8 protein-coding genes and 7 pseudogenes are annotated in these 23,774 nt (G+C 58.7%); 5 read left to right on the top strand and 10 right to left on the bottom strand.

Annotated features, from left to right (window positions below; translation table 11 throughout):
- The first annotated feature begins 372 nt into the window (after positions 1-372).
- Together istA and istB are read left to right on the top strand one after the other, a co-directional pair.
- Complete coding sequence (gene istA, locus NE852_RS01340; RefSeq protein WP_167862668.1) at positions 373-1,659, top strand: IS21 family transposase; 1,287 nt, start codon at positions 373-375, stop codon at positions 1,657-1,659.
- Positions 1,659-2,454 (top strand): annotated as a pseudogene (gene istB / locus NE852_RS01335) (IS21-like element ISSme2 family helper ATPase IstB). The gene istA and the pseudogene istB overlap by 1 nt, the downstream one beginning before the upstream one ends.
- 502 nt (positions 2,455-2,956) lie before the next feature.
- On the opposite strand, the gene NE852_RS01330 reads toward istB, so the two are convergent.
- Together NE852_RS01330 and NE852_RS01325 are read right to left on the bottom strand one after the other, a co-directional pair.
- The gene (locus NE852_RS01330; protein ID WP_374991985.1) at positions 2,957-5,134 is read right to left on the bottom strand and encodes a Ulp1 family isopeptidase; all 2,178 of its coding nucleotides are present in this window, start codon (positions 5,132-5,134) and stop codon (positions 2,957-2,959) included.
- A gap of 252 nt (positions 5,135-5,386) precedes the next feature.
- Positions 5,387-5,897, bottom strand: a pseudogene (locus NE852_RS01325) (transposase); the annotation flags it as partial.
- A 523-nt stretch (positions 5,898-6,420) separates the two neighbouring features.
- Between NE852_RS01325 and NE852_RS01320 the strand changes: the two are divergent.
- Positions 6,421-7,308 (top strand): hypothetical protein, encoded by an 888-nt coding sequence (locus tag NE852_RS01320; RefSeq protein WP_008536079.1) that lies wholly within the window; start codon positions 6,421-6,423, stop codon positions 7,306-7,308.
- A 2,251-nt stretch (positions 7,309-9,559) separates the two neighbouring features.
- Positions 9,560-10,117, top strand: a pseudogene (locus NE852_RS01305) (radical SAM protein); the annotation flags it as partial.
- 210 nt (positions 10,118-10,327) lie between these two features.
- On the opposite strand, the pseudogene NE852_RS01300 reads toward NE852_RS01305, so the two are convergent.
- From NE852_RS01300 to tssK, 8 genes and pseudogenes are all read right to left on the bottom strand, one after another.
- Positions 10,328-11,337, bottom strand: a pseudogene (locus tag NE852_RS01300) (LysR substrate-binding domain-containing protein).
- 191 nt (positions 11,338-11,528) lie between these two features.
- Positions 11,529-11,855: pseudogene (locus NE852_RS01295) on the bottom strand (carbamoyltransferase N-terminal domain-containing protein); the annotation flags it as partial.
- Positions 11,856-12,677: 822 nt separating this feature from the next.
- Positions 12,678-12,904, bottom strand: a pseudogene (locus NE852_RS01290) (SIR2 family protein); the annotation flags it as partial.
- A 111-nt stretch (positions 12,905-13,015) separates the two neighbouring features.
- The gene (locus NE852_RS01285) at positions 13,016-14,632 is read right to left on the bottom strand and encodes a hypothetical protein (RefSeq protein WP_008536069.1); all 1,617 of its coding nucleotides are present in this window, start codon (positions 14,630-14,632) and stop codon (positions 13,016-13,018) included.
- Between the two features lie 296 nt (positions 14,633-14,928).
- A complete protein-coding gene (tssM, locus tag NE852_RS01280) occupies positions 14,929-18,534 on the bottom strand; it encodes a type VI secretion system membrane subunit TssM (RefSeq protein WP_012489525.1) in 3,606 nt (1,201 codons plus the stop codon).
- A gap of 9 nt (positions 18,535-18,543) precedes the next feature.
- Positions 18,544-19,833, bottom strand: coding sequence for a type IVB secretion system protein IcmH/DotU (gene icmH, locus NE852_RS01275; RefSeq protein WP_008536065.1), 1,290 nt, complete (start codon positions 19,831-19,833; stop codon positions 18,544-18,546).
- The gene (locus NE852_RS01270) at positions 19,833-21,053 is read right to left on the bottom strand and encodes a type VI secretion system-associated FHA domain protein (RefSeq protein ID WP_185171510.1); all 1,221 of its coding nucleotides are present in this window, start codon (positions 21,051-21,053) and stop codon (positions 19,833-19,835) included. Before NE852_RS01270 ends, icmH begins: the two co-directional genes overlap by 1 nt.
- Positions 21,054-21,060: 7 nt before the next feature.
- On the bottom strand, positions 21,061-22,416 hold the full coding sequence (tssK, locus tag NE852_RS01265; protein WP_258155572.1) for a type VI secretion system baseplate subunit TssK: 1,356 nt from the start codon (positions 22,414-22,416) through the stop codon (positions 21,061-21,063).
- 654 nt (positions 22,417-23,070) lie between these two features.
- On the opposite strand from tssK, the pseudogene NE852_RS01260 reads away from it, so the two are divergent.
- Positions 23,071-23,618, top strand: a pseudogene (locus tag NE852_RS01260) (transposase); the annotation flags it as partial.
- Between the last annotated feature and the right edge of the window lie 156 nt (positions 23,619-23,774).

Here is a 23,774-nt window from a genome sequence, read left to right as displayed (position 1 = left end):
GTTATGCGACCTATGGGGCGGCGATCAGGATGAGACGCGCGCGACAATCTGGATGAGATTCTTATGTCGCGGTCGGGATGAAGTTATCATGTTGATTGTCGCTGGCAAGAGCTTCATCGTGGTCTGATTGCCGCTCCGCGACAAACTGTGCGGTGCCTTTGATTGTCGCGAATGAGGCTGGCCTGCCGCGCTGGCGTTTGGCCTCCATGGCGGAACGTCGTCGACAGCTTTCGACGTTCATTTCGAATGATCGTTGCGTGATGAACAAGTCGGTCCACCGCGGCACCCGCCCGCAGGTGTCAGGCGAAATGAGAAACTGACCCCCTAACGAAATGAAGAACTGCCCCCTCGTGTGACAACGAGGAGAGATGGATGACAAGTGCGATTTCAGCGCATCCTGCATCGTGGGGAACGATGCAGGGCGAAGATATGCTTGAGGCAGATGAGGTGGTGGCAATGTTGCGGCTGCACGAGCTTGGTTGGGGTGCCAAGCGTCTATCGAAGGAATTTGGATGTGCTCGCAACACTGTCCGTCGATATCTTCGTGAGGGTGGAGCGGTACCCTTCAAGAAGCCGGTTCGGAGGAGTGCTTTTGATGGCCTTGATGATTGGCTTCGTGAACGCTTCTTTCGCCATGATGCCAATGCCGATGTGATCCGGCAGGAGCTGGCGAGCGAGCATGGAATTATCATCGGTTTGCGTTCGGTAGAGCTTCGAGTCCGGGAATGGCGGCGGGAACTCAAGGCGCAAAAGCGTGCGACAGTGCGGTTTGAAACGCCGACTGGTCGTCAGTTGCAGATCGACTTCGGGCAGACGCGTGTCTGGATCGGTGACGAGCGGCTTCGGGTAAACGTCTTTGTCGCCACGCTAAGCTATTCCAGACGCATTCATATCCGTGCCTCATTGAGAGAAGGGCAGACAGATTGGTTCGAGGGGATGGAAGGCGCGTTTCTTCGGTTTGGCGGCGTTCCCGTTGAGGTTTTGCTGGATAATGCGAAGGCACTTGTCGAACATCACGACGCGGTTAGCCGGGAGGTTCGCTTCAATGCGCGACTCTGGGCGTTTGCCCGTTACTGGGGCTTCGCGCCACGCGCTTGCGCTCCCTACCGGGCGCGAACAAAGGGGAAGGACGAGCGCGGGGTCGGGTACGTCAAGAAGAATGCTATCGCTGGTCGCCGGTTTGAGAACTGGGCTTCGTTCGAGGCGCACCTTGACCGATGGATACGAGAGATCGCAGACCGACGAGAACACGGCACGACTGGTGAAGCACCAATTGAACGCTTTGCTGCGGAGGCCGAAGCCCTTCGGCCGCTATCCGGCCGCGTACCGTTTGGACAACTACGCGACCTCGTGCGCAAAGTGCAGGCGGACTGCGCCATCGATCTCGACACAAACAGCTATTCCGTACCCTGGCGTCTCATCGGCGAGAGCGTCCAAGTCGTTGTATTGGCTGGCCGTGTAATTATCCGTCACGCTGGCCAGGTTGTGGCCGATCATCCTCTCTGCCAGGGACGGCGACAACGGATCGTCGACCGGGATCACTTTGTTGGCTTCGCGGGTAGCGAAGGACTGGTTCGCACCGCTCCAGTCGAGCTGGCACCAGCCGCCTTGCTGCGACCTCTTGCGGAATACGAGGCCGTTGTTGGAGGTGGCTGGTGATGACGACCGTCGATCACGATTTACTCATCGCGACACTCGATCGGCTAAAGCTGACGGCGATCCGCGATCAACTCGACACGTTGCTGGACGAGGCGCTCGAAGATGACGTTGCGCGAAGCTCTGGCGTTCCTGGTCTCACGAGAGATTGCCCGGCGCGATGAACGGCGCATCTCGATGTCGAGCAAGTTGGCGCAGTTCCCCTTCGTACGCGAACTCGATGGCTTCGACTTCGAGGCACAGCCCTCGCTGGATCGAGGACAAATCAGGGAGCTGTCAACCTGCCGCTGGATTGCTCACGGCGACACCGTCCTATTCCTCGGACCTCCGGGCACCGGTAAGACGCACCTTGCTGTCAGTCTTGGCCGAGAAGCAATCCGCCAGAACTACAACGTTCAATTCGTCACGGCGGCCACTCTGGTTGCGATGCTCGCCAAGGCCCATAACGATGGCTCATTGGACAAGCAGTTGACAATCCTATCGCGGCCGAAACTGCTGATCATCGACGAGCTGGGATATCTGCCCTTCGAAGCTAACGCCGCCCACCTGTTCTTCCAACTGGTCTCTCGCCGCTATGAAAGGGGATCGATCCTGATTACCTCCAATCGATCGGTCGGAGAGTGGGGGAGCGTCTTTGGAGACCCTGTCGTCGCCACCGCGATATTGGACCGCCTGCTGCACCATTCGACGGTGATCACCATCCGAGGTGATAGCTACAGGCTTCGCGAAAAGCGCCGTTCCGGCCTTCTGCAGAAGGCCGGAACAGCGCTTGAGACAAACGAAACAGCAAATCAATGAAGGGGTCAGTTCTTCGTTTCGCCTACGGGGTCAAATCTTCACTTCGCTTGACAGCAGGCATAGTTTGATAGTTGCAGGATACGGGGTCGGCATCGAGCACCCAACTCACACGTTGGCTCATGATCGCTGTATGAAATGCATCCGGCGCCATGGGCGGGTTTCGTCCTGGCCTGAAGCCATAGTAGAACCCGCAAAGGGTAGGCCGTCATAGACGGCACTAAGCACTTCAGCGACCGCGCCAGCATCCTTCGCACCCGAGGCTCTTCCCGCATCCGTATCTGTCTACACCTCAGATGCGACAGCCGTCGCCTCTTGGGATGCTGGCCAAACGTCACGTTTTGAAGGAAGACTGGCGACGTGCACATTCGATGTCGCCCCCGGCACTGGGGATCGTCTCATCTGGGTTGGCGCGCTGCACGTGGCCGCGTAAAAACGGATTCTCTCTCAACGGTTTGGTGCTTTTCAAGAACGACTGGCATCTATTGCTCGATCCATCTCCACCCTATTGCAGGAAAAGGTAAATGTCGCTCTGCATGCCTGATGGCCCCAGAGTGGCCGTGTAGGGCACACCATGGATACTGAAGTTGGTGGGTTTGTCCGCGCTCGGCAGCAAGTCAAACAAGTACATTGCAGGCAGAAGGTCATCTGGTACCGGTTGATTGCCGTGTTGCCAGCTCGGAGGGACAAATCCTCCCAAGTCGTCCACAGGCAGCGTGTACTGTGGGGTGCCGAAGATCGATGCCCCCAAGCTTTGCTCCCATGGTGCGTCTGGCGGATTGACGCTTTGCACCGGTGAATAGGCGGCTGACGGCAAATCCTGCCGGAAGGTCGCTGTATTCCAGCTATCGGGAAGCTGGCCGGGTTGACCCACTCCATGCCAAAACTCTGCGGGATCGGCGATCTGTGTGGAGGACTCCGGTTCAGCCGCCGCAGCCCCCGCTCGAGCACTGTTGGGCGCGGTGCTCAGACGTCGTTGGAGTTGCTCCCGATCGGCGACGAGGTTGTCGAGGTGCAGCACGGCTGGCCGGTCTCTTCGCGCCAGACGTCTAACGAGCGCCCGCGTGCCGTCAACCACGAAGACTCCGCAATCATAGCCGTTCCGCTGTTGGGTCATGCGGACGGGCTCCAGACGGGTACCCAACCTTTGTGCGAGCATTGCTGCAAACTCGTCGTTCTGGCCCCGGAAGGAGTCATAGTGATAGGCAGCCGGCCCCTCGCGGTTGCGACGGTCAACGAGTAGCAGCGACCAATGGGTGCCGCGGTGATCAGGATCCGAAGCACTGGCATCGCTCACTGGAAGGAACAGGAAGTCGGCTGTATCTCTTCCATTCTGATCATTAACGATGCGCTGGAAAGCGCTCAGCGCGGTGCTCTCATCGCCCAGGCGCAGATGATAATGGGCTATCAGGGGATCGATAAGCCGCGTCCTGGCTGCGAGATCCGGATCGTTTCGCTGCAAGTCCTGCATTAGCAGCTCATAATCCGTCTGGATATGCTGGTCGCCCAGCCATTCGATATGGTCGAGCGACAATCCGCTGCGGCCTTCGATCGATGGATCAACCTGCTGCAGCGGCGAAGTTGATCTGAACTCGGCACGTGGATCCGAACGGCCGTCCAGACCGGCCGGTTCCCGGCCACTTGCCTGCTCAGGGGACAACCCCGACGCTGCGTTCGCCTCAACGACTTGCTGGTACTGCCGAAGCCGCTTGAAAGAGATAGTGTGTTTTCCCATGTCTTCGGTGAAGTCTTGGTAATCTTTTTGCAACGACTGTTGCTGCTGATCAGTACCGGTGAGTCGGCTGACTATGCTCTCCCTGCCCTCCCTTTGGAGCCAAGCGCTAAACTTTCGTTGATTGCTGGCCATATTCAAGACAACATTCCTCTTGGAAGTCGAGGCCGATCCGAGCTTACTCCGCTCTTCGTTGGCCAAGGCATCAATAATGAGGGCGTCGTCGGGATAGGGAACATGAATTCGGCGCCCCATCAGGCGCGGCCCAGGTCCAACGGCTTGGAGTTCTTGCCCCTCAGGCGAGAGCCTCCTGAAATGAGACAGTGCTGAGTTAAGACGCTTACGATCGTCCCCACCGTTTGCCCAGTAATCCGCGATATCACCGGCTAGCGAATCTGGATCGTTTAAAAACCGAGAAGCCATCGAATCTCTGTTTTCTGCTCGGAGCCAACGAGCGAACCTCCTAAGAATCCCTAAATTGTTCTCGACGGTAGCCTCGGGAACCCTTCCGTCCCCTCGGCCGACGCTACCGTCGGGTAGAATTTCGTAGTTTCGGACTGCTTCCGCGAACTGGTTGATGCGGGTCTCGTCATCGGGATGCATGTCCCGGTCGGCGGGGCGACCACGCTTGGCGCCGACGCGAGCCTTGGTTGAGACCACGTGAGTCTCCGTTGCGGCATCGACGTCTTGCTGCCCCGAACTCCGCGACGACGTCTTGCCGCTGCTCAATCCGAACGCCTTCTTGAACCCTGACGCCATGCGCGACGTAAATCCGCGGCGTTTGCCCTGCGGCGCCGCGGCGACTTCGCCCGCCTCCGCCATATTGCTCGATGTCTTGCTCCCCGAGCCGCCGAATCGCAAGCTGCTGGAGCCCGCCCGAGAGACGTCTATGCTGTGGCGGGCGCCGCTCAACGAGTTCTCCGGCGCCAACGACTGCGGCGTCACTCGCATCGAACCGCCCACGGATCTGCGACGCGGCACACGGTCGCCGGCGTCACTGTCGTGCGAACCGAGGCGCAAGTCGCTCAGATCCTGTTCCACATCTCGTCTCTGTGAATTGTACTCCCGGATCCAGGCGTCCGTATCGAAAGCTCCGGTCACGCCTTCGATCCACTCACTTACTTCGCGAGAATCGTCATCGCGCGGCTGGTTCCGTCTTGGGTACATCGATGCCGGTCCTCCGGAAATCAAATTTGGAACCTCGATCCTATTGACGCCGGACGGCTCTCCTTCCCGTCGAAGCAGGACGAACAGTCGCCGATAGCCGAAACGCCGACGCTCGTTTGCAAGGTCACGCAGCTTTGCCCGCAGCGCCACCTCCGGCGGTCGGCAGGACCGATAACGCACCGTCTTGCGGTCGGCGGATATGATCTGGCAGGCCCGCCGCTCCGAAAGACCCATCACGGCCTTCAGATGCGTGACGGCTTCACGCTTGGCGGCAGGCCCTACCATTTTTTTTTGCAAGAAGCTCGCGGAGCGCGGCCGCATCCAGCATCTGTTCGGCCAGCAGCTTTTTCAGCCTGGCGTTCTCGTCCTCAAGCGCCTTCAGCCGCTTGGCCTCGGACACTTCCATACCACCGTATTTGGCTTTCCAGTTGTAAAACGTCGCTTCCGAAATCCCGTGCTTACGGCAGAGGTCGGCCGCCTTCGCGCCTGCCTCCTGCTCCTTCAGTACCGCAATTATCTGCTCTTCGGTAAACCTCTGCTTCTTCATTCGTCCGTCCTTTGATGGGCCGGACTCTAATCAATTCTGGAGGAAATTCGCAGTGGCAGGTCACCTTCACCACCTAAGGGGTCACGTGGCTCCGCTTTTCCAAAGCATTTTAGAATATCGATTTTGCATGATGGCGACCAGTCCGGTTGCACTAGCATATGCGTAATCTGCAATTGGAGACCAACAACGGTGAAAACAGAACAGGCCCGCGGGGCGGTAAATTTTCCGAGACGCCTCTAACATTCAAGCTAATCTTAGCCCTGCCGCGGCGCAGACACCTCCGACGGACTGTCAGCCGATTCGACGATGGTCTGGCGAAGGGAGCCACGCTTTCGCGGATCCTCGAGGCTTGGGCTGAGGTAAAGGGATCAGGAGCGGCGCATGCAACGCGCACCGCCCGCTTCATCGAGTCTAGCAGTCACGTATCCGCTTTATAGGCCGGACATGTGAGCGCACCGTTCCCATGTGAAGCGACTGAAAAGAATGCGCTTCATCACACCTTTCACTCTCAGGAGAGACCGCCATGGATAACTCAGAACGATCGCTGCGCTACAACATTTCCGAGGAAGATGATCGCACCCGGGCCATGGCGGGGTGGATCGAGAATATGACCGGGGCACAAACGCTTACGGGCATGCCGTCCCGATCAACGCCAGATCCCCATGCTCTTTCGCCTTCGTCGCCAACGCGACCATACTCGCTCTCTTCCGAACCTCCAATTAAGGTGCTCGACAGATCGACATTTGCCAGAAAAGTAAGGGAATTTTACGGTGATGAAATCAAGCACATTTCCGTCAATCCACAAGAGTACTCGCCCTTCGTGTCCTCTAAAGCCCTGCGTACGGCTACCATCGCTCGACTCTACGGCGGCACCGACAATGATACGCCCAGCGCGCGATATTTCAGCTATGATCTGGGAGAACGAAGCGTTGGGCTTTTAAGAACAGAGGATGGATTTAGCATCGAAAACGAGCCGTGGCGGGAACTATTTCCCGGTCGAAGAAGAATCACGTCGATTGTAGACCTTCGCGTTACTCATCCGCTTGTCGAGAACGCAGGCGATATTCTGCTCGAACATCAACTTCAACTCGACGGCGAACAGCCGTTGATCATGTCACGTCCCGCTACGCCGGAGATGGGAACCCGTCTAGAGCAGATGGGTTTCGTTAATGTGGGTGAAAATCGCTGGGTGCTCGACCCTACGCAACATCCCGACAAGTGGACAAAGAATAGCAAGGGTGGATGGCAGCGCGCCGACAAACCTTGGAGTTATCTCTCTAAAACCGTGGAGTATCTTAGCGACGATGAAGCAGGTGTCGAGGAGCATTCGAGTGACGCCAGTGTCGAGACAGATTCATCCGATGATGACCCGTCTTGGTACTTCGAACACCTCAATTTGAACCGCGGCTAAAAGCTTGCCTCATCGTGAGGACTTTTTGCGCCGCCGGCTGAGTTGATACGCCCTTGTATTACGGGAGGACGCAGGCGAAGATTAGAGACTGCAATAATTGCTGCGACTCTCTGCGACGGCCCGCCTCATGCTGCACTCCGATCCTGCCGCGATGCAGATTGGCGGGGCTGGCTTCTGGGTGGTCCGCAACGATATCGCCGTTGGGGGTATCTTCTGATAATGGCCGTCGGGTTCGAAAACCTTCTGGTTGAGCCCCTAAAAGATCACCCAGGTACTCCCCAGGCGCCTCATGAATAACGACACCGAAGCGCTTGAACTCGAATCGCTCGTATCCGGACCCGTCGCCAAGCCCAAGGCGACCGTCCGACACGATGTCGATGAATGATCGACGTGCGAGCTGACCGGAAACCGCAAGGTCCGGTCGACATCATCGGGACGCGCCCATGGGCCCCATCGGCACGCGTCGGCGAATAGCGGCGAGATCCGTCTCGTCGGCGCGTTCCAGTTCTCGACCATCGGCGTGCGCACATAGCCGAGCTCTTATGGCCGTCAGGCCCACTCGACGCGACGCCAACTCGCATGCCAAACTTTTCGTGATCAAGATCAGGCCCCTTCCAGGCAGCGTAGCCGTTGCGTCTGGGGCGCCCAGCAACCCGCCCAGCGAGGCCACATTGAAGATCGCAGGGCCGCGCGGCAACGCCGCACCGCACCGTTCCGCTTCCAGGAAGATCCACGGCAACGACAATGTCGCCGTTTGTCGCAAAGGCATCGACCAGAGCGCGGCCAATCCCGCCTGCAGCGCGTGTAATGACGGCGGGTGTCTGCTTGCTTCATGGATTAGCTTCTCCTGCTCCGGCGTATGCGATCTAACGCTAAAGGAGCCAGATGACAGCAAGTTAGCACCACGTCCCGGAAAAGAAGAGTTCGGCACCAGCTGAACGCGCCGCTATTCCGCCTCGGCTTTTCATGCTCTTTGCCGCTTCCGAGCGTATAGACCGGGTCGTTAGAATGCGATGTTCCGATCGGCTGCCTGAAACCGAACCGCTCAAACTCTGGCGACGCCGCCTGCTGTGTCTGCTCCTCGAGCCAATCATAGACCACTGTGCGGTCGGCAATTCTCCACTCCCCTTCCCTTTTCAGAAAATGGTCGCAATATCGACCACATAGGAGAAACCTGGCAACGTTTGATCCGGCCGCAGTCCGGCCCTCGTTGGAGCGCAGTGAAGTAGCTCTCGACAGGTGCTTCAGCCGGGCTGATAAACTCAATCAGAACGTTGGTGATCTGGTGGATGTTGCGCGGTTCGGTCTTGAAGACACCAAGCGTGAACTCAATGAATCCCTCGGCGGAGCCCGTGTACGCTCCGTGAACGTCCTGCGCATCAGGCCAGAAGGAGCTGCGCAGCCCCGCCTCGTCCGCCCGTCTATCCCGCGGCAATACCGATAGGACAGTCGCGGATCGTTTCGCGATCATGCAATTCGACCCATTTTCGTGGTCCATGGCCCGTCGCAAGTCTGGTCTTGAGTTGAAAATGGCGTTCTATGCATCTGCGAACGGACATTCGCGCCGTCGGCGCTTGACTTGGCCTCGCAATGCCACTTCCCAGGGAACGTCTGTGAACTCAAACAGCGTGCGTAGGACAGCAACTCCCGCGCAATCAAGGACCATTGGTGCGTTGGATTTTGTCTGCAAGAACAGCCAGGGCCTCTCTGCGCTTGTGTGGAAGGTAGCTAACGGTCCATTCGGCGACAATGCGATCGACGAGTTCGCCAGAAAGAGCCCAATGTCGACTGGATCCCCGTTTGCGGCCGCCGGGGCTGCCGGTGCCTGTCTCGGCGAAGTCTCCTCCAAAGCCTGTATCCGAACGATCCTGCCTGGCTCCCAATCGGGCTCGTCTGACCGAGCGGGAGCGGCTGATCGACGCGAGGGAGAAATCTGGGGCCAGGCGGCTCGCCTCTCGGCGTCACCCCACGTTAGGCTGGTTATGCCATCCGCGGGCATCAAATCGGGGTGAAAGAAAGTTCTAAGCCTGGTGTGGTCGAGCGGCCCGACCTGCCCTCCTCAACTCAAGCACTCGAGGCGAGCCGCCATTTTACCGGCGTAGGTCTATTGTCGAATGCCTGACAACCCTATGTCGGGTCGCAAATGGAGGGAACCGGACAAAAAACTCTAACCAATTGAAAACTAACGCAATTTTCATTGGCATGGCCCTTGCTTCTTGAACCGGGACGTTAAGCAGCAACGGAGCCTTTAATGCCCCCACCAATGATTTCGCTCAAGAACCTGACCAGCACGACAACTATGAACCAACTGCTGGCCACAGCGAAGTCCACTGCTTGCGCCGCGTCATTGTGCGGTTCGTCCGCAAAGCCGCACCACGTCGAGCCGGCTGTCTGGGAGAAAATCACGGACCTTTCCTGCTATTTAGAAAAAGCGCACTACTATTTCGCGCGCATGCACGTCGTAGCCGCACCAGCTTGCAATATCCAGTGCAACTACTGCAATAGTAAATACTGCGCCAACGAAAGCCGGCCTACGCCTGACCAGGCGCTGCGAAAGGTCGTTGCGGTCGCCAATGAAGTCCCTCAGCTTTCCGTGCTCTTTATCGCCGGACCAAGCGATGCCTGTTATGACCGGAAGAAGACAAAGGCGACATTTGCACGCGGAGCCACAGAGGTCCCCGATATCAAGCTGTGTCTTTCAACCAACGGTCCGGCAGTGCCAGACCGTGTCGGCGAGCCTGCTGACAAAAATGTTGATCACTTGACGATCACCATCAAAATGGTCGATCCGAGAGCCGGCGCGAAGATATCCGCGCCACTGCAGGGCCGAGCCGCAGCTCAGCAGAAGCCCGGATACAAGCAGACCCCGCGAGCACATAGGCATCCAAGTCTCGATATTCGTCCAACATGCCTGGCACTCTCGGGCGCAGCAGCGCTGAGCCCTTGGTCATCTCCCCGCGCAAAATCCCCGTTTGCTCTCTTTGATGCTTCGGGAGCATCCCGATCACCGCTTCTTGTGTCAGTCTGCTCCCGTCTCCAACGCTGCGGCGACCTCCTTGCGCAGCCATTTATGCTGCGGGTCGTGATGGCACCGCTCGTGCCAGATGAGCATGACCTTGTACGGTGCCGGCTCGAGGGGTGGATCAACAACCCTAAGCGGCAGCATCGCGGAAACTTGGGTCGCAACGCGGCGCGGGACGAGCAATACCAAATCCGTCCCCGAAGCCACCACCGCTGCCGTGAGAACGCTGGAAAAAAGTATGGGACTACGATCCTCTCGCAGGTTGGGCAAGTGGTCGTAGATCGGGCCGAAATGGTCGGGGAGTCCGTACTGATGGCAGCGTGACGCAAGGTCGCGAAGTTGTCGATCGTCCATTCCTGCGCCAGCGCGGGATGGTCGTGGCGCAACAAACACGCGAAGCGGTCTGTATAGAGACTGCGCCGAAAATAGCCAGGCAGTTGCACGTCAATATGCCCAACGGCCAAATCAATATCACCTTGCTCAAGCCCCCGCATGGCACGATCAAACGGCAAACAGGCGAGTGTGTCGAGATGAGGGGCACGCTCGCGTAACCACGGCAGGAGGCGCGGTAGTACAGCCAAAGCTTGATGATCGGGGATCGCCAGCGTTGCCCCCCTCCCCCATTCTTTTGAGATTACGCTGCGGCTTGTCACCATCTCTCGGATCGTACGCAGTGCCGACGGCAGCCTTTGAGCCAAGTGTTCGCCTTGCGGCGTTGGGATCAAACCCGTTGAAGACCGCACCAGCAGGTCATCATTGAACATGCCGCGCAGCCTTCCCAGTGCCCGGCTCATCGCCGGTTGACTCCGCCCGATGTGCTGGCCCGCGTGCGTCACGTTCCGGTATTCGAGCAGAGCCTCGAGCGCGACCAGGAGGTTGAGGTCTATTGATGCCAAGTTTATCTGGTGTCCAGTGAGGCGCTCTCCTCTCCAATCTTGCAACATCTTTCGCCTATAAGCGAGTTGATCCGTCACCTCTTTTTCTACATAGCGTTTCATGACGTTCATTCCTCAACAATCAATTCCGGGTCCAACGTTTTCGAGTTCATCTCGGCGGTGGAGCGCGGGTGACAACCTCATGGCATTGTGCCATCACGCGTCCAAGGGGCGGCCAGATCTGTGTGACGATGGCGATCACATGGAACATCGGGGTGTCCCACAGGAATATAGCGCCCGTGTCGACTTCCCCGAGCCCGTTGCAACAGTCTCGGATCCGATGCTGGGGTGCTTGGGTGAAAGAGGCGCACGCGCTCGAGCACAGCGTTGCAATAGGCCTCGGTCGCATAATACGCGATGCGGTCGATGTCGCTCAGGTGAACACCTGCAGATGCGAGGCAATATTGAATCGAACGCGTTGGTAACTTGTTGGAGTGCTTGATCCGGTTAAGGCGCTCCTCCTCGACCGCCGCTATCACTCGCCCGTCGCGAACGGGAACCGCAGCCCCATCGTGCATAAAGGTGTTCGGTAGATCGAACGAATTTTCGTAGACTCTGCTTAGACCGCCACTGAGCCCTAGACACAGCATGTTGCTCTCCAGTTCGTTTCGGAAGGTAGGTCGCTCTGGCCTGGCCACCGGCCTTCGTAGTTTCATAGGGTGGCGCTTGACAGTGCAGCTAGAGCTCACGGGGTCGAAGCCGATACCATTAGTGACCGGCGCGGCGACATTGCCGACAACCGATCCTGCGCAACCTTCTTGATCATTGTTGCGACGCCGCACAGAAACCCGGGCCGAAGCGCTTGCAGCAGAACTGCCTAACCTATCCACATCACTCAATCCTTCATATTTCGGCCCGACAGCCGCAAGAAAACATCACGAGGTTTGGTGGCCCTGCAAAAGGCGCAGACCAAGTCCTCGCGGCTGCGAGCGCGCCTGCTCTGGCTTCTAGTGATTGTGGGAGATGCACTCACAGGTTAGTCGACCAGGGAACAGTGCTTCTTGTGAGAGCCCTATCAGCACTGAAACGGGAGAAGCAACGGTGAAGATTCTGCCCGATCACGACCAGCGTAAGATAACAATCGAGGCCAGGCAACTGACAGAGGGCTCCAGGTCGAATTTCCAGCATCGTCTCCGCACCTGTGGACCCATTTTTTTAGAACTCCACATAATCTACACAGCGCTCTTCAGCGTTTTCTAAGGGCAATCGTTTTGAGCAGTAAAATCGTTTTTGTGGATGGAATGCGTGCAAAAAGGAATGGGTGGATCATAGCAAGGCGAGCGGCACTTTCAAACAGCGGCCGTGATGATCAACGTTTACGGCAAATCCGCCTCCGACGTCGGTGCCGACGACCGACCTCCGAAATCCTCGTGTATCGTCGTACCCGCAACACTCCTTCTCTACTCTGGTTTTCAGCCGATAAACCTAGCCGCAGCTTCGCCAGTCGGCACGTCGATAAGCGTGATCGGGCTTGCTGCAAGGAAACGGCGTTGGTTGTTGGTCGGCGCTGCCGCATCCAGCACCGCAAAACGTGGTGCGTTGGATCGCGTCATGATCCGTCGGGCGTAGGTGCGCAGCATCTGGTCGTTGAAGCGGCAGCCGATGAAGAAGAGCCTCTGTTGGTGCGCCGCTCCTTCACCGCTTCGCTGACCCACCTGAGCGGCGGAACTCCTTCCGTCGCTGATGAGGCCGTTGATGGCCTGCTCGCCCGGCCTTCCGGTGGGTCGGCCGGCATCGAGACAGGCGATTATTACGCGGCGGGCGCGGCGCGCGAGGTTTCGATGCGCTTCAGTCCATCGGTGATGGCCGCGAGCCCTTCCCGCAGCGTCTGCCCTATAGTGCCCGGACCGATGTCGATTGGAGGATTGTCAAGCATGGCTACAATGTCGCTGCCGTTGAGATAATCGAGCTTCTTCTGGACTGTGGTTCGGACACGCTCGGTCGCGCTCGACAGTGCCTCACCGTTGCGTTCGGTGATGGCGGAGAGCTGATCTGAAAGCTCTCCTCCGAACTGCAGGAAGATGTCGTCGACATACTTCCACGTTCCGCCGCGGGCTTCCACATCGACCATCTGGTTGATCTTGCTCTTTACCTCATCCCGCAGCGTCAAGGCAGTGTCGAGATGAGCCTGCCATATAGCTATGATACTTTCGACCGAGTTCTCGATGGATTTGGTCCTTTCGGGCTGGTCTGCGATGCCAAGAAGGACCAGAAGTTGATCATCGTTACCGAGCCGCGGGACCACCGCTGCGATCAGACGCTCCACAACCGCGCGCCTACGGGCTGCATCGCCTAGTTCCTTCGGCCATTGCGACGACACTATCTTCGCAATCCTCTCAGAATTCGCGTTCTCTAGCGGATAAGAAAGCTGTCGCTCCTGAGCCTTTGCCTTGATCAGACGGAACAAGGACTCTACTACCTCGTCTTGATCGAGAGCGCCCGTTGGAACTCTGTTCAGATCGATCCCATTCACCACGACCTCTTCGCGGCGGTCGCCGTTTGTCTCGCCCTGCCCCGCCCCATCGGGCATGTCATCCACATATTGAAGATTTCGCAGATTCTCAGGATAGGCCAGCATCAACAGAAGTCGGCCGGCGAAGTTGTGCAGCGTTGCCTCCTGCTCTTCCGGAGGCGTCGCAGCCAGCACACGTTGCAGCCAATCCGCGATCTTCGTGGTCAGATGGGACAACTCTGCGGTCTGTCCCGCGCCAATTTGCGCGCTGAGACTTACTGCGTGATTGGAAATGGTCGCGGCCGCGGCGGCAATGCCCTCCTTCACTTCCGGGAGAAGCTGCTCCAGGAGCTCAGCCCCGCCTTCACGCTTGCTTCTCTCTTCGGTTTCTTCAACACTCCCTGCAGAGTTCCCTTCCGCGCTATCGAGCGCCGTCATCGGCCGATTGAATTCTTCAGAGTCGTCGGGTGGAAGAAATTGGGAGTTCTCCTCGGCGTTCATCTCAAACTGCTGAATGTCTTCTTCAGTTAAGATTCCTGCTTCCTGCATGTCAGGCAACCTCATGCGGAAGTTCACGAAATACTTCTTCATCACCTTTTGGACCTGCGGGAACCCGGCCTTTCCACCATCAGCCAACTTGACGAGGATAACGCCGTTTTCGTTCATCCTGCCCGTGCCTCTCCGCAGAAGCGAAAAGTTCTCCTTACTACTATCCTCATCATCTTCAAAAGGCATGTTTTTCAAAGTTTGTGCCAATCCATTGAGCTTTTTCTTACTCACCAGGACAGCAGGCTTCCGCAGATCGCCAACCGTGCCGACCGCAAAGCAGAACTCCAAATCCGCTCTGTTCTTCGTCTGGTCGATCAACTGCAGAAATTTCTTCGCTCTTGTCCTATTGTGCTTCATTCCGGCCATTATATCTCTCCAGTTTCCTGTTCTAGATCAGTGTACGTCGGTTGATAGGGTGGGACAGGATCTGATCACCCAACTTCCCGAAGATCTGCCTGATGGAGGTGACCGCGCTCTCCAGCGGTCTAGTCGAGCGGGAAAGCGGCGCGCCGAGATCAAGCGACGATCGCCGCCAGTCGCAGCCGTGACCGCCTCCGATCCGGCCGGCAACCGACATGCCGACCTCTCCCGCCGCAGACCTGCGTGGGCGTCTCGTGACCCCATAGGGCTTTCCCAGCGCCAGTCGGATGCTATCCCGGCGTTCATAAGAAATCTGGACATCGGAATTCTGACAGCAGATTGCGGGACAACGGGCTCATCACGCTGTCAGGCTGGAGGTTAAAAACCGCCCAATGGCGACCGGACACCAGTCGTACCTGAATAAGGTCCCCTCCTCCCAATGGCTGCTTATCCGCCTCATTTAAGAGGCGAAACAGCGCCCAATGGCCGCTCTTAGAGAGGGTGGCGCCTTGAAAACCGATGAAAGCGACGGAAGCGCCGCCGACGCCGCCGGCCGTAGGCCAATGGAAATGCATGGCCGCGGCGGCCGTTCCTCGTCGATGTTCGAGGCGCTGGCCGTCGATGTCTACCACCACCTGGTCTGTCAACGGATCGGTCTCGGCGACGGTGAGCAGGAATCCAACTGACACCTGGCCGGCATCATCGAACATGGTGTCGCGGATCGTGGCTGCCCGTTGGAACTGGGCCAAGGTATTGCGGCCGATAGGGAAATCGACACCGCTCGTTGGCCGAAACTGCCACGAACCTTTGGATTTGTCGACGAATGGGGAAAGGTTCTCGGCGAAGAAAGTGTCGATCTCCGCCTTGCGGCCGAACAGCCGGGCGAAATCGCTCAAAGGGATATCCCGGCGGGATCCGCTCGCGAAGGGATACCGTCCTTCGGTAGCCCGTCGGCACAAATCGCCGGGGCCGCCCGCCCAACCGCTCGCCAACCCGCGCCTCATGCCGCTGACGGTTAGGTCCGAGCTGTGGCGGCTGAGGCCGAGGATCCATTGCCGGATGGGTTCGGGCAGATCGGCCGCCCCCGCCTCGATCTGTTGGATGGCGACGCCCGCCTGCCCGTTGTGTTCCAAGATGTTCGAACCCGCCAGCCCCTGCGCCTGGCTGAGGGAGCGATACAGTTCGCCGAGATCCCGGAGAGCACTGTCGATCGGCGCCTGCGCGCCCGCTTGGCTGTTCGACGGCACTTCGACCAGCTGGTGCAGCCACCGGAAATGATCGCCCATATAGAGCTGGACGTGAGCTTCAGGCGTGTCCGCGGCCGGTTGAGACCGGAACAGTGCCTCGAGCTCGCTTGGCAACACCTCGCCCTGGGGGACACTGTCACCTTTCGTCAAGCCGTCCTCGGGAGCCGGTGGTTGCTTGAGCTTTAGCTCCTGCGCCGCCGCGAAAAGGAACAGGCGCATTGGTGACGTCGGCGCGGACAGCGTGTTCAAGGTGCGCAGCGCGTCATCGATACCCCCAGACGGGCGGATGGACATATCGCCAATGAGCTGGTCCCAGCGCAACGCGAACTCCTGAGCGTAGAGATCCGCCGCCGAACGCCGCAGCTTCTGGCTCACATCACCGGCTGCAATCGGCGCGACTACCTGTGAGTCGAGAACCCAGCCTTCTGCAGCGACAGCGTCAGCCACTTGCGGCAGCAATCGCAGGAAGGTTCCGTAAAACCCCGCCCTCGTGTAGATGCCAGGAACCCCCTCGCTGAGCGGCTGTCCCGATTTGCGAGCCAGGACGCCCTGCGCCAGCGGCCCGGCATGGTCGGCCAGACGCCAGGTTGGCGCCCGCGAGGCTTCGGGACTGGTCGCGATGATGTCGAGGACGCGGCGCGCCATCGAGACGGTCTGGAGCTTCGCGCGGCTCCTCTCGATCAGTTCGCCATTAAGCTCACTATGGGGCAGCGGCCCTTCCATGAGTGCATCCAGGTGATCAGCGAGCGCGCTGCGCAGGCCGGCATCGGCTTCGGCCGGAAACATCACTCGCCAGTCGGCAGCCATCCAGTTTTTGACGACCGCGCGCTGGAGCGGACCCTGCTGACCCAGCATCAGGTAAACCTTTAACGCCTGGTAGACGAACTGATCATCGTCGTGCCGCTCGACCAATAAGGTTTCCAACCGGAACATCAGCCGCGGCAGCAGGATGGTGTTCACGGCGCGGCGGTACGCCGCGAGCGTCTGAACCTTGATTTTCTTACTCTGGTCGAGACCCGAACTTGATAGGCGGCCGCCCGCGCTGTCGCCGTTGGCATCACGCAGCCGCTGAAGCAGTGGCAGGATGGGTCGAAGATCGCCACTCTCAACCCGGTCGAGCTTCAGCTTTTCAGCCCCTCTGGCATAGCTGCCAGCCATTAGGCGAACGCTCTCGATCAGCTGAACATTCCGAATATAGCTGAACGTCCATAAGACGCTGGCGGTAACAATGACCGCCGCTATCATCGTGTAGGCGCCATACCGGATCCGCCGCTGGCGCCGATCGAAGCGGTGATTGGCATCGACGAGCCCAGCTTCGGCGAAAACGACTTCGCGCAGCAGCCGGCTGATGAAATAATTACGGCCCGGGCCACGAAGCGCTGTACAGGGCGGCTGAGCGATCTCGAAGGTCTGAGATCTGGCGTTCGCAACTCGATCGAAGGGCATGCCAATTTGCGTGCCGCTTAAGAAGTAGACGCCGCGGAGCATAAGCGGTTCCTGGAACGAATTCCCGCCAAAGGCTTCCTTCAAGAACTGTTGCGTCAGGTGCTTGAGGCTAGCGACCTGCTGTGGGAAGCCGAACATGAGCGCACGACGCTGGAGGTTGCTTTCGTGCTGCATTCGTTCAAGCAGCCTTTCGTTTAGGCGGCCAACAAGCGCATCGTATGCTGCGGCAAACGCCATCGGATCGCCTTCGTCCTCCGACGCCTCTTGCGCAAAGGTGAACCCCCACACCGCCTCCCGCCCCTCGCGACCCAGATCGTCGAAGAATTCAACAAATCCCGCCAGCAGATCGCTCTTAGTGAAAAGCACATAAATCGGCAGTTGCAGGCGAAGCTCCCTGTACACTTCGAGGAGCCGCTCACGGATACAGCGCGCGCGATCGGCGAGCACTTCCTCGGATGTAGAATTCAGCTCGCTGATTGCGATCGTGACTAAGACACCGTTCAGCGGCTGCCGTGGCCGGGAGCGTCTGAGCATACGAAGCAAGCCACGCCAAACCGCTTTGTCCCGGTCTGCATCACCCTCCTGTACCGTGTAGCGCCCAGCAGTGTCGACGAACACCGCGTCATCGGTGATCCACCAGTCGCAGTTTTCCGTACCCGCTAACCCACCGGCGGCTCTCAGACCGGACCTCGCCGCCATCGGAAAGCTGAGCCCGGAATTGACTATTGCTGTGGTCTTCCCCGAGTTGGGCGGACCGATCATCACATACCAGGGCCGCTGATAGAGCCACCGCCTGCTGATACCTCCTGCGTAGCGGCGCCCCTTGAGTGTGGTAAGGGTCTCGCGGAAACGATGACGAATCGCCTCCAGCTCTCTTTCAGCAAGCGTGCTGGCTTGCCCCACACTTCGGTCGGAAGGCCTTGGGTCTCCCTTCTTCTGCTCGGCCCCACCCGCGTCCAGCGCTCCCGACACTCGTGATTGGACGAGGTCTTCAAAATAGGCCTGAACCTTGTAAAGCTGGGACTGGATCAAGTAGATCACGGTGTATCCGACCGGAATCAGCATCGATGCCGCGATCTGGCTGCGAAGGCTGTCAAGCGGCGCAAATCCTCCGACCGAGATATGCGGTCCGAGCGTGAAGATTAAGGCACATACGATCGCCGCCCCGCCGACACGGAGCCATTGCCACCTAAGCGCTTTCTTGATTGACTGCATGGCTTGTCTTCATTGTGTCTTTGTGATGATGATTTGAATCCGACGGTTCCGCGCGCGGCCCTCGGGCGTGTGGTTCGAAGCGACCGGTTCTCCGCTCCCTCTGCCCTCTTCTCGCACGCGGCCTGGGTCATCCATCATGGATTTGATAATCTCGGCAGCTGCGCTCGCACGCGCGAGCGAAAGGGAATCGTTTGAAGGGAAGGCGAGTGATTGCACCGGAATGGCGTCGGTGTGCCCGGTCAGGAGGACCGATCCCGACTCACCGTTCAGAGAACGACCAATTCGTAAAAGAAGCGGCAGGAACATTTTCTTCACTTCCGGACTAGCAGAATCGAACATCCCGGAGGCGCGAATGATAACGACGATCTGCTGTGGGTCCTCGGACACAGTGACAAGCCCTTCGCGGATTTCGGGCTCGAGGAAGTTACGCAGTCGGTCGCTGCTCATAACAACCTTTGGTGGCAATGCGATTCTCGCCGATCTGACAACGCCGTTCGGCGGCAATGTCGCGATATCGTTGAAGACAGCGTCGGCGCGGGCATTTAATGCATGCAGGAGTCCGGTATAGATCGAGAGGAGTAATCCTGCCCCAAACGCTACGACGGCCCAGATTGGAACGATTGTGCGGCGTGGCTTCGGATTATTTGAGTTCCTCCGCCAGTGCGGGGATAGTTCGCGCTCGAAGTCACCACGGGCTGCTCGGATCAGGCGGTAGACGTCTTCGCACAGCACACTGAGCTCTGCGGCTCCTCCCGCAGTGACGCGGTAGCGGCCTTCGAAGCCCAACCTCATGCAGTAGTAGAGCAGCTCCAGCAGTTCTATATTGATGGCCGGTTCATTTTTCAATTGCGTCAGCAGATCGAAGAAGCGCTCGCCGCCCCAGGTATCGCTGAACAGCGATCCCACCAAGCTGCGCGTCGTCCAGACGCTGTTGCTGCCCCAGGCTGTGTTCAGAACGATGTCATCGATGGTCGCGCAGAGGGCGTATTTGCAGACCTTGATCGCTCGCGAGGGCAATCCGAGCGGCGTGATCCGACGCTCAAAAGCATCGATCTCCCGCAGCACCCTAAGGCGCAGTGCTTCAACGTCGATATGGCTAGCACTGCTCTTGAGCTGAGCGCTGAGACCCAGCAGCGCCGCCGCGGCCGCGACCAGTGGATTAAGTCGGTCGAGCGCAAGCATCTCCCAGGTAAGTTCGTCCGCCACTGGCGATGACGGCGAAGGGACAGCCAACTGCTCCTCGGCGTGAAGGAGGACGAGTGGCTGGGATTTTGGCATCGTTTCCTCAATCACCACCATCAACCCGCCCACTTCCCTTCGGAGCGGACGCTCTCATCGTGGGATCGGCGGGCGGGTCGACTACGCTCTCGCACTGGGCGCGCGAAGTCGGCGCCGAAGCTCCGGAGCAAATCGGTTTCGATGCTCGATACGACGTCATTGAAGACGCGCACGTACGCACTCCGGTTTCGCGCCTTATGGTTGCGGTGCAAAAGGGAACGGGGCCGCCCCATCGCCTTCTCGATCCCTGCTAGGGACAAGCGTGCACGGACGCTGGACAGAGCCTTCTGCACAACCGCGAATGACACGTCATGCGTCCCACGGTCGGTGAAGGCTTGCTCAACGGCCAGGTCTCCGCGGAGGGACCCGCTGGAGTCATTGCACAGAACTGCGCGCAACGCCTCGCCGACATCGGGAACGAGACTCAGGGTTTTTTCGTCGGAACTCTTATTTCTGAATAATTGTTCGCCAGCTCTCGCTCGGAGAGTATGCTGTGCAGCGCGGCGGAATACAGAAGCATTTTCCCTGCACGATCCAGCACGCTTACGATGCCGGCATTCCGGACATCTGCCAATGATAAGCCGCAGGCGGCAAGGAAAGCCGTGACCGCCGCTCGATGATTCTTGGCGAGATGATTGCTCCACCTTGGGTTGCGTCAAGATGGGGGCCCGATCTGGCACACTGTCTGCGTAGATATCCCACGGACTTCTCATCATGCCCGCCAGCGCGTCTAAACGAGTGCCTAAGAACGGCAATGGTAGGAACTCGCCGTCCCTCAGGTCCAGCAGCGCTTCTTCACCCCGGGTGCAATTGCCCGCCAGGAGCGACGAGGCCGTTTCGAGGGGGCCAAGAAGACTCAACTCCTCACTTGTCGCTGCAAGTTGTCCCTCCGGTTCGGCGGCACTCTCCGCAATGGATATCGAAGGCGACACCGCGACGACATCGGTCATATAGGCGCCGATCTGAATAACATCGCTGGTTTTCCGGGCGACCGGCGCCTCTGACGGAAGCGGCACCGCCTCGTCATTTTGACATGTGTCGTCGCGGCCTCGGTCGATCAGTACGTATCGCCGTGCCATGCACTCGATTGAGCAGTGGGATTTCGAGACCATCTGCTGATCATCCGGCAGAACCAGGCTGTTGCCTGCTCGGCTGGTAGTCAGTCCACCAGCCGCGTCGCCCGGCACGAGATATTCCGGAAAACTACATCTATTGCTGTGTACACGTAGCGTGAGGGGCATTGGTGGGCTAACTCAAATGTGGGTTCTGTCCGGCTCGGATGGCCCAGAGAGCCATTTCGAGATTTGGGAAGTCGCCAGCAACGTGCAGCGCCAAGCCGGCGGATTGGGGCATATCCTTCCAGAAGCGGCTATTTTGATCGATCTCGAAATAGCTGAATCCAACATGGAACGGGATCTGACGCGGCGCGACCGGTAGGGGATTGATGATAATGCCGGGCAGTGCGACATTGACGAGTTCCGTGATTTTCTCCGCCGGGCCGATCTTAATCTGAGACGGGAACTCGCGCCGGAGGCGCTCGACCTCAATATCAGCCCGAGCAGCCAGCACGAAGCTCGAGGTCGTAAAGAGAGAGCGGTCGGCCACCTCAGCCACATGGACACCGTATTTTTGCCGCTGCAGCGGTACGGGGACCGCAGTCTGCTCAATCACTGCACCCAGCGAAGCCCGGATCGACTGTATCACTGGCAAAAACGCCTCCGCGAGAGAGTCGTGCTTGTAAACACCAAGGGTCGGGGCACGTTTATCGACGCGGGCGAACGTGGCTAGTTCACCCGCCAACTGGAGCATGAGAACATACAGCGATTCCGGATTTACAACGGCGGCCTTGGACAGGTGGCAGAAGTACGGCTCGTACCGATTGATCGCCTGCAGCAGAAGGAAGTCCGCGAGCTCTGCAACCCGGTTCGTTCCCGACTGGGAGACCCGAGTGGCCAGAGCTTCACCACGATGGTGAAGCAGGCCGGTGATCTCAGTGATGTAGTTCGAGAGGACCCGGGAGCTGGCGCAGTCGGGGGTTGGCGGCACGTGCGTTTCGTCCAGAATGATCTGTCGGTCGGCCCGGACCTCTATGATACGGGCGATTGGGATGCAAGTGTAGCCAGACCGGTCTGCCGCGTCCGGCAGCAGTCGAAAATCCAGCCTCGCTACGTCGATGGAGGCGCTGCCTCGCTCGCCAGCGTTGGTGTCGACAACATCCTCAGTGGAGACTGCGAAGCGGATAGGTACGTCAATTCCCGCTTGCGCGTCGGTTTCAAGAGCGCCGGGTTGATAAAACGGTACCGCCAAGTGAATAAGCGGATCTCGAAAATCCGGCGGAACGTCGTAGGGAGTTGGCTGGTTGGCTTCGTCAGGAATACTGAAGGGCATCCCCTCCTCCAAGACGCCGCGAGCCGCTTCGATGGCGATCTTACCGAGACCAAGCAGCTCTCGATTGAGCCGCAGCTCGCTGATACCCCACCCGTACCCATGCAAAACCGCCGTCCTGCTGCGCACCAGCTGTTCGACGTGACGATCGGCCTGCTGAAAATGCTGCGGGCGGAGGAACAAGCCCTCCGACCAGACGACCCTATTATTCCACGACATTCAAGACTCGCCTCGCGTCCACCTGACAGAACGGCTTTCTCCGTAAAAGTAGCAGAGCTTCACTGCCCCCTTGCATGCACATCTGATATCCAACAATGCGCTGGTAGAAGGGCATCGCGTGTCGGGACAGCTCAGATATGCAAGCGCCGAAGCTCATCAGGATTGGTCATGAGCCCCCTTGCAGCGCGACAAGCAAGGGGTCTCATCTAGACTGTCGCTCAGTAGCCCGTTGCCCTCAGAGCCTTATTGGTCGTTCATGTTCACACTGACCTACAACGCGCCAATTCGCCTGTCCTGTCACTCGTACGGGATGAATCTCGCAAATGACCGCCCGGAAGCCTTGAGACCCGGCGCCGCAAGTACGGGGCCAAAAGAGCAGCGCAACAGGCAAGGTGACACGTGATGCGCATTGCCTCGTCGAAAATGTTCCTGAATACGCTGAGGCAGTGCCGCCGCCAACATCGTCTTCACGCGCCGCCGCCCCTAAAGCACCTTGACGACCAGTTTAGCGATTAGACAACCACCTCCTGGACACGATCCACGAACCGGTTGCAGTCCCGGTTCGCGCCAGGTGCGGGATAGCAGCCCTGGCGGCATGGATCATTCATGCGGCGAAGATAGGCATTTCCACATTTGGTGATGCCCAATAGCTAGCGAATGGGATATGCGCTGCGCCTCATGTTGGCGCGCGAGCACATGCAAGATGGCACGGTGGAGATCGACCGTTTTCATCTCGGTGAGCGACCGAGAATGGATCCGGACGGTCTACCGCCTGGACGGGGCCGAAAAGGCCTTTCGATACATGCAGGGCGCGCGACGGCGAAAGGGATCGAACCGCAACCTGCCTGATGGGCGGTGAGGCGTTCATGGCGATTGGCAAGAGCTTTGCTACGCATGAGAACGTAAAGCATTCGAGCCGCGAATTCGTCCAAGTCGCCGTCCACTCGGTGGGAGGTTTCAAGTCCCGGGTCCGCCGCACCATTGCCGGCGTCTTTCATCATATCAGCCCGCAGCATGCCTTGTCTTTCCACGAGATCGGCTTCCGCTGGTCACAGCGCATTGTTACGGGCCAGGCAGTGCGGATACTAGTCACGGGTGCCGCCGGCGCTGCGATTGCTGCAAGTCTTTCGCGCTATTACCGGCCGGCAATGCGCAGAAGTCCGGATGCCGGAATCATCGTTAAATCTCCCAGCCTTTTGTGATAAGGCCGCGTTGTTTAGCGGAAGCCAGCAAGGAGTTCGAAGACGAAGGCCGACCTCACTGGCGCCGCAATTGGCGACAGTTGCCACTACCCTGGTATCGTTGGGCCAATCCCACCATAGAAGAGATCATGTCGATGTTTCGTCGTAACCGGCTTG

This window comes from Rhizobium sp. Pop5 (assembly GCF_024721175.1).
Classification (GTDB): Bacteria; Pseudomonadota; Alphaproteobacteria; order Rhizobiales; family Rhizobiaceae; genus Rhizobium.
Note: the sequence above shows the minus strand (reverse complement) of the source record. Positions and strands in the feature narration are given on the sequence as shown.

Excerpts from the sequence above, each read along its gene's own strand:
- istA (WP_167862668.1), top strand. The coding sequence starts at position 373 with ATGACAAGTGCGATTTCAGCGCATCCTGCATCGTGGGGAACGATGCAG.
- NE852_RS01330 (WP_374991985.1), bottom strand. The coding sequence starts at position 5,134 with ATGCGAGTGACGCCGCAGTCGTTGGCGCCGGAGAACTCGTTGAGCGGC.
- NE852_RS01320 (WP_008536079.1), top strand. The coding sequence starts at position 6,421 with ATGGATAACTCAGAACGATCGCTGCGCTACAACATTTCCGAGGAAGAT.
- NE852_RS01285 (WP_008536069.1), bottom strand. The coding sequence starts at position 14,632 with ATGGCCGGAATGAAGCACAATAGGACAAGAGCGAAGAAATTTCTGCAG.
- tssM (WP_012489525.1), bottom strand. The coding sequence starts at position 18,534 with ATGCAGTCAATCAAGAAAGCGCTTAGGTGGCAATGGCTCCGTGTCGGC.
- icmH (WP_008536065.1), bottom strand. The coding sequence starts at position 19,833 with ATGGTGGTGATTGAGGAAACGATGCCAAAATCCCAGCCACTCGTCCTC.
- NE852_RS01270 (WP_185171510.1), bottom strand. The coding sequence starts at position 21,053 with ATGCCCCTCACGCTACGTGTACACAGCAATAGATGTAGTTTTCCGGAA.
- tssK (WP_258155572.1), bottom strand. The coding sequence starts at position 22,416 with ATGTCGTGGAATAATAGGGTCGTCTGGTCGGAGGGCTTGTTCCTCCGC.